Raw genomic sequence first — 14,208 nt, 5'->3', positions numbered from 1 at the left:
CTCTGTCACAGGAGGTTTATGCTCTTTAGCTTCCTCCTTCTTTTTCTCTTCCTTTTTCGCACTCTGTTCTTGTTCAATTAATTGGAAATGGAATCCCATATTTTTCATAAATGGTGAAAAAGGTGTATATGCTAATATGCCTACAAATACAGTTATTGCAAGAAAACCATTTAATAAATAGGCATGTTTCTTTCCGTCTTTACGTTGTGTAAATGCTTGAATAAAGCACATAACAACTGCGATAGCCATTGACCCAAAGATTGCTCCTACGCCAACCTTTGTCCCAATTGCAAATAATGAGTAAACAACTAAAATTGAAGGAATCCAATAGTACGCTTTACCTATACTTTTTGTTTTTTCAATTGAGTACAAAATAACAATTGGACACATGATGGCTAAAATAGACCCTAGTTCGTTACCTGCATAAAACCAACCGCGTGACCCTAACTTTACCCATTCATAACTATTATAATCTGTACCAGTAGTAATCGAAGCTACCATTACTACTCCTATAATTAACGATGCATACGTAATATAGTCGCGCATTTTTGAATGGCTTTTTTCTTTTAAAGACTTAAACACAAACACATAACAAGTAAGCATAACAAATGGATATAACGCTTTTGCTATAAACTTAATTTCTTCTGTAAGTACCATAGGGTTTTTTGTAAGCTTGTTATTTACCAATCCGATGGTGAAGACTATTCCTACCAATATTATATACAATATATATTTTATATTTCCTTGTTTCTTCGTTTGAATTAAAATATATATCCCACTTAGGAACATAACGAATAAGCGTGTAATAACTCCAATAGTCGTATCAATTTTTAAAACCATGATACAGAACGCTGTAAGCAAATCTAAAATCGGTTGCAACAAAATAAAGATTAGTAGAAAATTTTCAAATTTATTACTTTTACTATTTTCGCTTAACATCTAGAACCTCCATAACTATTACCTAATTTCAATCTATACAGTTAATATTTTTTTCTTATCTCAAATATTTATTATAACATATATTTTTTAATTAAACGTCTCACATTTCTCCCCAATCTTACCTTACAGAAAAAAGCATATTTGCATTTTCAAGCGCTTTCTTTCCTCATTCTTTCTTTTTTTCTACATGTAACGAAAATGCATTGTTATTTACATAACTTTAGTGTATATTTTTTCTCTGGAACATCTTTAGGAGGAAGGGATTACAGCAATGTTATTAATCGACATATTTACGTTTCTTGGCATTATCGCCGCTGCTATTTCTGGTACATTAGTTGGTTTAAAAAAAGATTTAGATTTATTCGGTGTCCTTTGTTTAGCTGTAGCTACAGCGCTCGGCGGCGGTATTATTCGTGATATTATGATCGGTAACCTGCCTCCTGTCGCATTTGTTAAACCCATTTACTTTTTCGTAAGTGTATTATCAGCATTATTTACTTGTATGTTTTTTGAGCGTATCAATAAACTACAAGTCGTTATCATGCTTTCTGATGCTGTTGGCTTAGGTGTTTTTACGGCTATTGGTGCAAATGCGGCAATGTCACATCATGTTGACGCCTCATTTTTGGTTGTTTCAATGGGAGTCATTACTGGTATTGGAGGCGGTATTTTGCGTGACATTTGCGCTCAAGATATCCCCTACGTATTCCGAAAAGAGATTTACGCAATCGCTTCTATCTTAGGAGCAATTAGTTTCCTAATAACATATGCAATGGGGGCACACGTATTAGCTTTCTATGTTTGTTTATTAGTAACATTCATTATTCGTGTTGTCACTGTAATATATAATGTACATTTCCCAGTTTTCTTTAAAACACATGCTAAAATTAATAAAGGCCACTAAGAGAATTCTACACAGAATTCTCTTAATTTATATACTATTCTACACACTAATGTAGAGTAATTGTATATAAAAATATATAATTATATTAGAACTAAAAATGAAAACGCTTTACAAACAGGGGGAAGAACGATGCTTGGGGTTTTTAAAAAACGTACAAATAAAACAAACGCCAGTATACTTGAATTAAGTAAGGATCAACAAATCACTTTTAACGTGCCTACTAATTCTGAACTAAAAGTTCAAATGGATATGCTGCATATTTCAAAAGAAGATTTACAAATCGTAAAGGTACTACAGCCCTTTATTTATGAAGAAATTGATTGGATTACGGAAAAATTTTATGCCAATATTACAAAACAACCTAATTTAATTACTATTATTGAACGTTATAGCTCTATTCCAAAACTAAAGCAAACTTTAAAAACACATATAAAAGAATTATTCAGCGGAGATATGCATGAAGATTTTATTGAACAACGTGTTAGAATTGCCAAAAGACATGTACAAATCGGTTTACATAGAAAATGGTATACAGCCGCTTACCAAGAATTATTCCGCTCTATCATGAAGATTTTGCAAACTAAAATTACAACAATTGATGATTTTTCTTATTCTATAAACGTAATAAACAAATTATTCACCCTTGAACAAGAACTCGTTATTTCGGCTTATGAATCTGAATATGAAAGAATACAAAAAGAACATGAAAAAGAAAAAGAACTAACAGCTATGACTATTACGCATATTGCAACAGAATTAGCATCTGTATCTGAAAAAACGAGCGCTTCTCTTCAACAGTTAACCGCTAAATCTGAAACTATTGTGGAAATTGCCAAAACAGGTACATCATTAGCTACAACATCAGAAGAAAAAGCGAATAAAGGTAAAGAGCAATTAAATCAGCAAAATAAACGAATGGAATACATTCAAACGAACATGGAAACGATTATTACAGATACTCATGAGCTTCTCGATATTTCTAACAAAATTAACGAAATTATAGATATTGTAAAATCAATTGCAGAGCAAACAAATTTACTCGCACTAAATGCTGCTATTGAATCTGCACGTGCTGGGGAATTTGGCAAAGGCTTTTCTGTTGTAGCTGGAGAAATTCGAAAGTTATCAGAGCAAACGAAAGAATCTATCTTCAACGTTACAAAGCTCGTTGAAAAAACAAATGAGCAAATTATTCGTGTCTCTTCTTCAGTGAAACAAATTAGCTCCCTCGTATCTGAAGGAACGGATGGTATGTCTGCAACAGATCAATATTTCCAAGAAATTGTAAAAGACATGTCTAACTCGAAAGAACAGAATAAAAAAATTGAAAATGAGCTAGAAACCATTTCACAAGTAATGAAAGGAATTCAAGACGATTCCTCAAAAATGGCTCTAACAGCTGATAGTTTACAACTAGAATTGAACCGATAAAATGAGGCTTACATCAGTAGGGGTTCTTTATCTCTGCTGACTCTTAGTCTTCATCTTCCAACCATAAAAAAAAGAATCCAAACTGGATTCTTTTTATTTTCTGAAGAAGATTTTTTGACAATACACATAACTCATATAAACACCAAAGCTTTGTAAAATAAACAAAGCTGGCACCATAAGGTTGTAATATGCCATATCTACTCGGAAGAGTCTTAGCAATACGTATCCGCTAATTAACAATAAGAACAACATATATCCGTCGTTTTGTTGTTTCTTAATAAGAAAGTGTAATAAAGCTATAGACATAAATACTGTTACCGCTATATATATAAGCTTTTCACATTTAAATAGAATAGAATGTATTCCCTCACCAGAGAATTGATTAATTACTGGCTTTAAAAGTTTAAATCTTTCTTCTTCAATCTCTTTTAGCTTTTGATCGATATGGTCTGTCACACTTTGATTCTTTGTTATTTTTTCCTCATTTTTACCTTTTCCAATTAAAACAGATTGAACATACGTCTCATTTGAAATTGTATATTGTGACATTCCCATTGACTGAATTCCATAACTCACACCAAAATGAGCACTATAAAATAGAATAAGTATCCCTATCATCTTTAATAGTACTTTTTGCTTCATTGCTGATTGAAAGAGTTCAATTAACAACACATATACAGCAATAAAAATAGGAAGAAATAATCCCATTGGGAAAATCATATTACTACATGCAAATAAAATTGCTGAAAGTACCCACATATAAGGATGATCTAAACCTTTATATAAAAGTATGTAGCAAGCCAAATAAAATAAAAATATTGCGAGCGATTCTGATGTTAATAAGGTACTCATAAATATATTCGGAATATATAAAGCATAAAATACAGACGCAATCCGGCCGCACTCTTCTCCAAAAACGATTGCTGCAATACGATAAATGAAAAATGCAGTCCCTGTGCAAAATAAAATATTAAATAACTGCAATGCGAATACTGTATCGCCAAATACACGAATAATAACTGATTCATAAATAATAAAAGGTAACTGCGCTACGTTCTCTACGTTATTACCAATTGCAATCTGCTTTGCAGCTTCAAACATAGCTTTCATATCACCAATTATCGGAACGTCTACAAATAGAACCATACTAAGTCTCACAATTATAGATGTACTTATAAGAAAAACAAGAAATTGTTTTTCTGTAAAACGATACTGTAAGATCGATGCCACTAACAGCATGAGAATAACAAAAATAACCAATACAATTGTTACACTTGTTGTACTGTCACCAAAAAATTGTTTACTTGTTTCAAACGCTGACCAACAACTATAAACAAAAAATGCTAGCAGCGCACCGATCATTATTTTACTGAAAAAAGACGAAAAATTTGTTTGTATATGATTCATATGTCCATTGCACCTCTATTTTCATTCATAACAAAACGATTCTATCATGAATAGGTACACAGCTGATAGGGAATTTCTATGACAAATACAGGGTCCTAATTTTTTCACTTGCAATGTAAGCGAATCCTCTTTTACACTACACTTTATATAGTAATAAATTTTCTTTCAGTTACATGAATACAAATACAGAAGTTTTACTAACCCTCTTCTGGAATTCTTTACTTCATTAAATATCTATCGATTTTTAATTTTTTGTACTCCACTTACAATACATGTCATTCTGATTGAAAACAGAAAATAGGGGCTGACCATATGGAAAAGAAATTCATGCGAGAATCCAAAGCAATTAAAACAACACGTGTTTTTCCGAATGATTTAAATAATCATCAAACACTTTTCGGAGGAAAATTATTAGCAGAAATTGATAGTATCGCTTCAATTGCAGCTGCAAGACATAGCCGTAAGCATTGCGTAACGGCATCTATCGATTCTGTCGATTTTTTAACTCCCATTCACCAAGCAGACTCTGTTTGTTATGAAGCATTCGTATGTTATACAGGAAAATCTTCGATGGAAGTGTTCGTAAAAGTAATTGCAGAGAATTTATTAGCAGGCGAACGTAGAATAGCTGCAACATGTTTCATTACATTCGTTGCATTAAAAGATGGCAAACCTTCATCTGTTCCACAAGTACTACCAGAAACTGAAGAAGAACATTGGCTACACACAACTGGTTCTGAGCGTGCAGAAAATAGAAAAAAAGGACGTATAAAGAGCAAGGAAATGGCTGAAGTTCTAACTTTAAGTAAACCTTGGAGTATATAGACCTTCACCATTAAAACATCTTTTGAGCGAATAGCTATCACATATTCGCTCATTTTTTATAAACAATTTCACCCCTTCATACAACAATTACTCCTTTTCACACATATTATGTAATATTTTTATACATACCTACTCCTTCTTAGCTTTTTCTAATGAATAAAAACCCATTTACAATACGGTTCTATGCCATCAACAGTTGCTTTACAAAGTTTATGTAGGGTACACTTATACGGGTGGTCAACAAAACAATTTAAGGATTTGTAAATCGTGTAGAAAACACCTTACACTTCATTAATATTGAAAGAATTAACTGTGGTTAAAAACCTTACTATGACATAGCAAGTATTTTAATGAAACTGGATTATTTTAATGGAAAGGTGAAATTATGCAGAAATCAATTGCTTCAAATATTTTTTACAAAATACTGCTCAACACGTTTAATATTATACTCCCAATTTTAGTTGGTCCTTACGCATATCGAACATTAGGAGCAAATTCAATCGGAACCGTTAATATTGCTGAAACTTTCTTCAATTACTTCTTCGTGTTCGCCGTATTTGGTGTATATCAATATGGTTTACGTGAAATTAGCTTAATTAAGAACGATAAAAAGAAAGTTTCTAAGTTATTTACAAGTCTATATGTAATTAATTTCACAACTAGTATTTTGGCTTTATCAGGCTTTGTGCTCTTTAGTTATATTGGATACGGACATGAAAGTCTATTTCCTGTTCTTCTTATTTTCGGTTTTAATTTTATATCTAACATGTTTTATGTAGAATGGTTCAATGAGGCATATGAAAATTATGACTTCATCACTAAAAAAACAGTTATCGTTCGATTAATCTACGTCGTACTTCTTTTCTCTTTCATTCATGGGGTCGACGATTACAAAACATATGCTGGTTTATTAGTATTATCGACATTCTTAAACCACTCTATTAGCTTTATATATGTGAAACGCCAAGTGAAATTTGATTTTTCCGACTTAACGATTATTCCTCATTTAAAACCGTTACTATTAGTCTTGATTTTTTCAAATGCTAATATTTTATATACTCAATTAGATCGTCTTGTTTTAGGGGTATATATTGGAAAAGAAGAAGTTGCATATTACGTAATGGCTTTTCAAATTATGATGATTATTAATACACTTATGTTAAGTGTTGTACAAGTAACCGTTCCAAGACTGTCTTACTTATCAGGGAACGCATCTGAAATGGAATACGAATCATTATTAAACAAAATCTCAAAAGTATATTTCATTACCCTATTCCCTGCCTCAATTGGTCTAATGCTCATTGCTCATGGAGCTGTTGTTATTTACGGTGGACAACAATTTGCTGAGGCTGGTAATACATTAATTGTTTTCGCTTTCTATATGATTACAGTCGGTATTGAGTCCATTTTATCGAATCAAATTATTTATGTGAAAAAGAAAGAAAGCATTTTAGTGCGATTTTTATTCATTTGCGGATTTATCAACTTAGCATCCAATATTGCACTAATATACTTCCATGTACTTACACCAACAACCGCAATTTTCACAACAACAATTGCGAATTGTTTCTTAATCACATTTGAATATATTTATGTGAAAAAGAAATTAAAAGTGAATTATACGTTATTCGATATACAAAAACTGAAATATCTATTTTATTCACTGACATTTGTCCCGATAGCATTCGTTATTGATACGCTCGTATCTGGGCAAATACTACAAGTTATCCTAGTAATAATGACATGTGGATTAACATATGCCCTTATCCTCTTTATAACAAAGGATGAAATTCTCTTTTCACTACTTGAAAAGATATTAGGACGATTCAAAAAGGCTTAAACGCAATCTCTAAAAGGAGCTGTTAAACTTGAAATTTTCTTTAATCATGGCTACTTGTGGCAGACGTGATGATATTCTTGACTTACTAAAATCACTTGAACAACAAACTTACAAAAACTTTGAACTTATCGTAGTAGATCAAAATGATACGCCAATCTCTGATTTATTTGATGAATATAAAGAAAAATTTTCTATTCATTACATTTATACACCTATTAAAGGACTATCGAGAGCTCGAAATGCAGGCTTAAAAGTAGCAGATGGTGATTTCATCGCTTTTCCAGATGATGATTGTATTTATGAAACAAATGTTTTAGAGAGTATATTAGAAACTTTCAACTCTAATAAAGATGTTCATTTCATCTCAACAAATACTACAAATGTGGAAGGCACAGGTTCTTTAATACACGCACCGAATTCAGACATTATTTTAAATAATAAATATGGATTCATGGGACCTTCTTTCACACTATTCTTCACAAAACAATTTGTACAAGATGTAGGTACATTTGATGAAGATTTAGGTGTTGGTTCTGGCACGATTTATGGGGCTGGTGAAGAAACTGACTTTGTACTACGTGGTATGAAACAAAATTATACTGGTTTATTTAGAAAAGATCTGTTCGTATACCATCCTGTAAAAGAGGAAATTATTAATGAACAATCATTAAAACGTGCCGTTTCTTATGCTGGTGGTTTTGGTAGGGTTATTCGCTTACACTATGGATTCCCTTATTTCTTACGTGCTGTCGCTGCGGCAACATTCCGTATGACACAAAATATTTCTAATGATAAGCGCAAGTTCCACGCAAATCGCTTACGTGGAATTGTTCGTGGATATTTAAAATAAAAAACAAGGTGTAACCACTATTATTAAATGGTTACACCTTATTTTTTTATTTCTCTTGCATCGCTTATTTCTTGTAAATTAACCCATCATTCTTTTATAATCGCATCCCCACTGGTCAATTATATTATATATTTTTGAAATGATAGCATTATATCGAAGAATTTAGTATCATGATTCAAGACACTATTTAGAATTGAACGGAGGACATTATGAGCTTATTAACTGTTGAAAAATTAGGCCATACATTTGGTGATCGTACATTATTTAAAGATGTATCCATGCGCTTACTCGCAGGAGAACACGTTGGATTAGTTGGAGCAAACGGTGTTGGTAAATCAACATTTATGAATATAATTACTGGTCAACTTATCCATGACGAAGGGCGTGTAGAGTGGACACCTGGTACAAATTACGGTTACTTAGACCAACATACCATTTTAACACCTGGTCGCACGATTCGTGACGTATTAGCAGATGCGTTTTTACCTTTATTTGAAAAAGAAAAAGCTTTAAATGAAGTTACAGAAAAAATGGGAACTGCTACACCAGAAGAATTAGAGGAACTTCTTGAGCAAATGGCAGAAATACAAGATGCTCTTGAAGCAGGTGGCTTCTATTTATTAGATATGAAAATTGAAGAAGCAGCACGTGGTCTTGGAATTGACGCGATTGGTTTAGATCGTGATGTTGCCGCATTAAGTGGTGGACAACGTACAAAAGTGTTACTTGCAAAGTTACTACTTGAGCAACCAGAAGTACTACTATTAGATGAGCCTACCAACTATTTAGACGTTGAACATATTCATTGGTTAACAAATTATTTAAAAGAATATCCACATGCGTTCCTATTAATTTCCCATGATACGGAATTTATGAACAAATGTGTCGATGTTATTTTCCATCTAGAATTCACAAAAATGACGCGTTATACAGCGACATATGAAAAATTCCTAGAACTAGCGGAAATTAATAAAAATCAACATATTAATGCTTACGAAAAACAAAAAGAGTTTATTAAAAAACAAGAAGATTTTATTGCAAAAAATAAAGCCCGTTACTCAACAACAGGCCGTGCGAAGAGCCGTCAAAAACAACTTGATCGCATGGAGCGTATCGATCGTCCTGAAACAGCGATTAAGCCTGAGTTTTCCTTTAAAGAAAGTCGTGCAAGTAGTCGATTTGTCTTCGAAGGGGAAAATGTAGAGATTGGATATACACATCCGTTATTACCAAAATTAACAATGACAATTGAACGTGGTGAAAAAATTGCAATTGTTGGGTGTAATGGTGTCGGTAAGTCAACACTGTTAAAAACGATTTTAGGTAAGATTAAACCATTAAGCGGAAAAACAAGTCTTGGTGACTTCTTAAACCCATCATACTTCGAGCAAGAAGTAAAAGCTGATAATATAACACCGATTGATGATGTTTGGAATACATTCCCTAGCTTAGACCAACATCAAGTACGTGCAATGTTAGCGAAATGCGGTTTAAAAAACGAACACATCTCTCGTCCACTGAATCAATTAAGCGGTGGCGAACAAGCAAAAGTTCGTTTATGTAAACTAATGGGTGAAGAAAGTAACTGGCTACTCTTTGATGAGCCAACAAACCACCTTGATGTTACAGCAAAAGAAGAGTTGAAGAAAGCGATGAAAGCATACAAAGGGACAATTCTTCTTGTATGCCACGAACCAGACTTTTATGAAGATTGGATAACAAAAACTTGGGATGTAGAAAAATGGGCTCAACAAAACTCTTAATCCGATAATAAATATCTTTCAAATTTTAAAATAAAAAAGCAGTTGCTTCTAAAAGGATTCTTATACACCCTTTTGAAACAACTGCTTTTTTCATTTATCTTTTTACTATATCCCTGTCACCTTTTTTATTATAAATATGCTTAATACCAAAAGCAGCTAAAAAGATCATAGGTATAGTAGCCGAATAATGGTATCTCGGTGCTACTTCCACTATCATTTGTGCCATTGTTAGCCCAATCATGTATAAACAAATAATAATAAGTGAAGATTTGTTTTTATTTTTTATAGCTACTAACGCCCCGAACAGTGAAGTAGCTAGTAAAAAGTAATAAAAAACATTCGAAATTATAGTATATCGTACTTTATGATCCATAATTGGATCTGCATATTTAACAGCTTGATCATCATTCCCTAAGAAGATAATAAATTTATCATACATTAGTTTCCCGAAATCTATATCATCATTTTTTATTCTCTTTTTCGCTTCTTCAAGCATTTGCTTTTGAACGTCCTGAGCACTCCATCCTGGTTGGCCACTATAATGATATAGTAACGCTGAATCTCCTGGATTCCATGTTCCTGAAGCTCCTTTATTAAATCCTACATGAATATTGTATCCCGGCACTGTTGCTATCTCTTCACCTAAACGTGATGTTATATAGTTATTCATCGCCGAAGACATCATTAAGTATCCAATAATGATAATCCCTACATATGCCACCTTATTAATCAGTACTTTCTTATTCCCTATATGCCTTATATCTATAATAAACATCCATATTGCTAGGGCTATAATTGGCACCGCTGCAATTGGTCTTGCCATATTTATTAATACAAGTAATGCAGATAATAAAATTGAATACATAAGAACCTTTACAATCGTTATATTTTCAATTTTATCATAAACAATTATCATAATTGCCCAAGCTAATAACAGTATTGTACAATACAACGGTTCTGAAAGTGCAAACATGTTATACATCGTTTGTGATGGCAGGAGAATCCACAAAACACTTGCTGTTATCGCTGTTCTCACTCCACCAATTCTTCTACCTATAAAATATATTAATCCCATTGATATTGTAGTTAAAACAACATTAATAATTGGCGGAATCATAAAGTTTGCCCCAAATATTTTTAGGAAGATACTTAAGAATGAAGCATACCCAAAAATATGTGGAAATAATGCAACATATCTATCATGAATAACAAAGTTGTCACCTAATGCTTTTGCTGTATTAAAAAAGGCTTCATAATCACCAATTGGATCAATCTTATATGTAAGAATCCACGCTGTTTTCACTGCTAGACAAATAATTAACAGTGCAAAAAAGCACATTTTTTCATTTAATCTTTCAAGATATAGCGATCCGCTACTAAGTATAAAGTTTCCAATTGTACATAAAAGTAAGAATCCAACTACTATCATTACGTAATTGTATTTTTGAGTATCCGAAAAATAATCAAAAATTAATATCGCAACGAAAAAGCTATAAATGCCGTATATGGCACGTGTAGAAAAGGTTGAAAACAATCCAGAAAAACGTTCCAAAAAACTCACTCCTTAAAATATTTATATGGGAAAACATTATATTTCCTAAAAAAATTACACTCCCAGCTACTATACATGAATATTACCATGATTTCCATGTTTTGCTTTCATATTGCCTAGTATACCAATTTAAAATAACCTTTTTTATTATTGACAGATTTATTCTATATCCTAAAATGATATCCACTCAAAACATATAACATCTTAGCATAAACTATGCTATAATTGATAGTTGTTATGTACAAGTAACCTTTCTACATTTCCTGTTTTATTTATACATTTTATAAAGTTGAGGATACTATTATGGAGAAACTCTTAAAGTTTGGTTTAGTAGGGATCTTTAATACACTCATTACAATTATTAGCTTTTGGATATTATTAAAATTCGGTATGAACTACCTTATTGCGAATACCATTGCCTATTTAATTGGTGTTGCCAATAGCTACTATTGGAATAAAAATTGGGTGTTTAAACCTAATAATAAAAGCACGTCAATGTTCTTTAAATTTCTAACTGTAAATTTAATTGTATTGGCTTTTAATACATTATGTTTATTTATATTAGTAGATAAACTTACTTTTAACGCATTAATTGCACAGATTTTCGCAATTGGTGTCGGAATGGTTATAAACTTTGTCCTTAATAAAATTTGGACATTCAACCAAACCGAAAAGGCTACTAATTAAACTTGAACAACTTATTAAAAATACGGAGGATACAACATGCAAAAATTAATTTCGGTTGTAGTTCCTATGTACTTCGAGGAAGAAGTAGCACAGGAATGTTATAACCGTTTAAAGTCCGTTATGCTTCAAAATGATATTAATTACGAGTTTGTCTTTGTAAACGACGGTAGCACAGACCGTACAATGGAAATCTTATCTGAGATTGCAGCAAATGATTACCGTACAAAAATCGTTAATTTTGCACGTAACTTTGGACACCAAATAGCCGTTACAGCCGGTATTGCCGCTGCAAAAGGTGATGCTATCGTAATTATAGATGCAGACTTACAAGATCCACCTGAAGTTATCACTGAACTTATTGCAAAATGGGAAGAAGGATATGAAGTTGTTTATGCAAAACGTAAACAACGTAAAGGTGAAACTTGGTTTAAACTTTTAACAGCTAAATATTTCTATAAATTCTTAAACTATATGTCTGATATTGATATCCCAAAAGATACTGGTGATTTCCGAATCATCGACCGCAAAGTAGCTGATGTTTTCAATCAAATGACTGAGCGAAATCGCTTCATCCGCGGTATGATGTCTTGGGTTGGCTTCCGCCAAACGTATGTTGAATATGAACGCGATGAGCGCTTTGCTGGTGAAACGAAATATCCATTAAAGAAAATGATTAAATTTGCATCAGATGGCATTATTGCATTTTCAACAAAACCGTTACGTATCGTTATGACTTTAGGCTTATTATCAGTTCTCATTTCAATAATTGTTCTATTATATACAATTACCGTGAAAATCATTGGCACTGGTACACAAACAGGTTGGGCATCAATTATGGTTGCTATTACATTCTTTAGCGGTATTCAGTTACTTGGTCTTGGAATCGTTGGCCAATATATTGCTCGTATTTACGACGAAAGCAAAAATCGTCCGATTTATATTGTGAAAGAAACAATCAATATTGAACAAGAAGAGACTACACAAACAAAAGAAAAAGTGAATGCATAATAAAAAAGGTAACAATGATAGCTTTCATTGTTACCTTTTTATATTGTAATACCCCATAAGCCTCAAACGAAATTCTTTTAAATTTGGATATACCTCTAAATTAGATAACATCCCTTGAATGACCGGGATCCTTGGATTTTGCAATCTCATTTCTGCCTCCAAAACATCTAATGTAACAAGCAATTCCTCATCTTCTAATTGATCAGCTAACGTGCGTTTAAAAACGATAATTTCTTTTAAAAAGTGTTCCTTAACCTGCTCCTTAATAAGCTCCGATTTGCAAAGGAATTCTCCCAGCTTTTCTTCATGTAACACAGGTTCTTCCGAAGATTCTACCAATCCATCTACTAAATCATCTACTCTTTTCAAAATAAAAGCAGAAACATAAGATAAGTCAATTTCTGGTGCTTGTAAAATAATTAGTTCTAAATATCCACGACATATGCCTTCTACCATAATGACTAAATCTAATAAATAAGGCATAACCTTCTCACCATAAATAGACAGTAAACTATTCCGATAAAATGCGTGAGACTCTAACTTCATCCGCATCATAAACTCTTCTACTTCTTTATTAAAAGGGATAGCATTTTCCCTTGCATGCATAATAATAAATTCTTTATGCTTTTGTATATCATTAAACTGGCAATGCAATTGTTTTGCAAATTTTTCACGCGGCAATAACGATTCTTTTTCAATATCCATCATTTTATTTTGAATCTTGTCATAGTAATATCGAAGTGTTGCTAATAAAAGCTCCTCTTTTGATTTAAAGTATAAATAGAAAGCTCCCTTAGATATGCCACAAGCGGTCACAATTTCCTGTACTGATGTCGCATTTACACCCTTAGTCGCAAATAACTTCATAGCCATCTCTATAATTAAACGCTCTTTTTCTTTCATATCATGTCTCTCCTAAATTTAATCTCGCATCTTATTATGAATTTATCCCGCTATTCGCCGGGCAGTAAACCCGATTGGTGAGGGCTGATAATCAGTAGG

Annotated in this window: 12 protein-coding genes and 1 pseudogene; 9 read left to right on the top strand and 4 right to left on the bottom strand. The window is 32.5% G+C overall.

Annotated features, from left to right (window positions below; genetic code table 11):
• On the bottom strand, positions 1–939 hold a 939-nt coding region (locus tag MR113_RS08930; protein WP_242253647.1), incomplete at its 3' end, for an O-antigen ligase family protein.
• A 271-nt stretch (positions 940–1,210) separates the two neighbouring features.
• Here MR113_RS08930 and MR113_RS08925 point away from each other — a divergent pair.
• From MR113_RS08925 to MR113_RS28585, 3 genes and pseudogenes are all read left to right on the top strand, one after another.
• On the top strand, positions 1,211–1,843 hold the full coding sequence (locus MR113_RS08925; protein WP_000924376.1) for a trimeric intracellular cation channel family protein: 633 nt from the start codon (positions 1,211–1,213) through the stop codon (positions 1,841–1,843).
• Positions 1,844–1,972: 129 nt separating this feature from the next.
• Positions 1,973–2,473: pseudogene (locus MR113_RS28590) on the top strand (protoglobin family protein); the annotation flags it as partial.
• A gap of 99 nt (positions 2,474–2,572) precedes the next feature.
• Entirely contained in the window at positions 2,573–3,274 is a 702-nt protein-coding gene (locus tag MR113_RS28585) for a methyl-accepting chemotaxis protein (RefSeq protein WP_396022446.1), read from the top strand.
• Between the two features lie 93 nt (positions 3,275–3,367).
• Here MR113_RS28585 and MR113_RS08915 read toward each other — a convergent pair whose 3' ends face one another.
• Positions 3,368–4,681, bottom strand: a complete 1,314-nt coding sequence (locus MR113_RS08915; protein WP_242253642.1) for an ArnT family glycosyltransferase — start codon at positions 4,679–4,681, stop codon at positions 3,368–3,370.
• 312 nt (positions 4,682–4,993) lie between these two features.
• Here MR113_RS08915 and MR113_RS08910 point away from each other — a divergent pair, with 312 nt between their 5' ends.
• The 4 genes from MR113_RS08910 to MR113_RS08895 all read left to right on the top strand — a co-directional run bounded on the left by MR113_RS08910 (position 4,994) and on the right by MR113_RS08895 (position 9,959).
• Positions 4,994–5,506, top strand: a complete 513-nt coding sequence (locus MR113_RS08910) for an acyl-CoA thioesterase (protein ID WP_242253640.1) — start codon at positions 4,994–4,996, stop codon at positions 5,504–5,506.
• 385 nt (positions 5,507–5,891) lie between these two features.
• On the top strand, positions 5,892–7,346 hold the full coding sequence (locus tag MR113_RS08905) for an oligosaccharide flippase family protein (protein WP_242253638.1): 1,455 nt from the start codon (positions 5,892–5,894) through the stop codon (positions 7,344–7,346).
• A gap of 28 nt (positions 7,347–7,374) precedes the next feature.
• Complete coding sequence (locus MR113_RS08900) at positions 7,375–8,196, top strand: glycosyltransferase family 2 protein (protein WP_016085383.1); 822 nt, start codon at positions 7,375–7,377, stop codon at positions 8,194–8,196.
• A 209-nt stretch (positions 8,197–8,405) separates the two neighbouring features.
• Positions 8,406–9,959 (top strand): ABC-F family ATP-binding cassette domain-containing protein, encoded by a 1,554-nt coding sequence (locus MR113_RS08895; RefSeq protein ID WP_242253637.1) that lies wholly within the window; start codon positions 8,406–8,408, stop codon positions 9,957–9,959.
• A gap of 94 nt (positions 9,960–10,053) precedes the next feature.
• Here MR113_RS08895 and MR113_RS08890 read toward each other — a convergent pair whose 3' ends face one another.
• Positions 10,054–11,511 carry a glycosyltransferase family 39 protein gene (locus tag MR113_RS08890; RefSeq protein ID WP_242253636.1) on the bottom strand — a complete coding sequence of 486 codons (1,458 nt, stop codon included), beginning with the start codon at positions 11,509–11,511 and terminating at the stop codon, positions 10,054–10,056.
• 303 nt (positions 11,512–11,814) lie between these two features.
• Between MR113_RS08890 and MR113_RS08885 the strand changes: the two genes are divergently transcribed.
• Positions 11,815–12,198 carry a GtrA family protein gene (locus tag MR113_RS08885; RefSeq protein ID WP_000413281.1) on the top strand — a complete coding sequence of 128 codons (384 nt, stop codon included), beginning with the start codon at positions 11,815–11,817 and terminating at the stop codon, positions 12,196–12,198.
• A 36-nt stretch (positions 12,199–12,234) separates the two neighbouring features.
• Positions 12,235–13,206: a glycosyltransferase family 2 protein gene (locus MR113_RS08880; RefSeq protein WP_098273074.1), complete on the top strand. Its 972-nt coding sequence runs from the start codon at positions 12,235–12,237 to the stop codon at positions 13,204–13,206.
• Between the two features lie 30 nt (positions 13,207–13,236).
• Here MR113_RS08880 and MR113_RS08875 read toward each other — a convergent pair whose 3' ends face one another.
• Positions 13,237–14,109 carry a TetR/AcrR family transcriptional regulator gene (locus tag MR113_RS08875; RefSeq protein WP_242253635.1) on the bottom strand — a complete coding sequence of 291 codons (873 nt, stop codon included), beginning with the start codon at positions 14,107–14,109 and terminating at the stop codon, positions 13,237–13,239.
• Positions 14,110–14,208: the final 99 nt, after the last annotated feature.

It is taken from the genome of Bacillus cereus group sp. BfR-BA-01379 (assembly GCF_022663605.1).
In the GTDB taxonomy this organism is placed as follows: Bacteria; Bacillota; Bacilli; order Bacillales; family Bacillaceae_G; genus Bacillus_A; species Bacillus_A mobilis.
The sequence above is the reverse complement of the archived record's forward strand: the minus strand, read 5'-3'. Positions and strand labels throughout refer to the sequence as shown.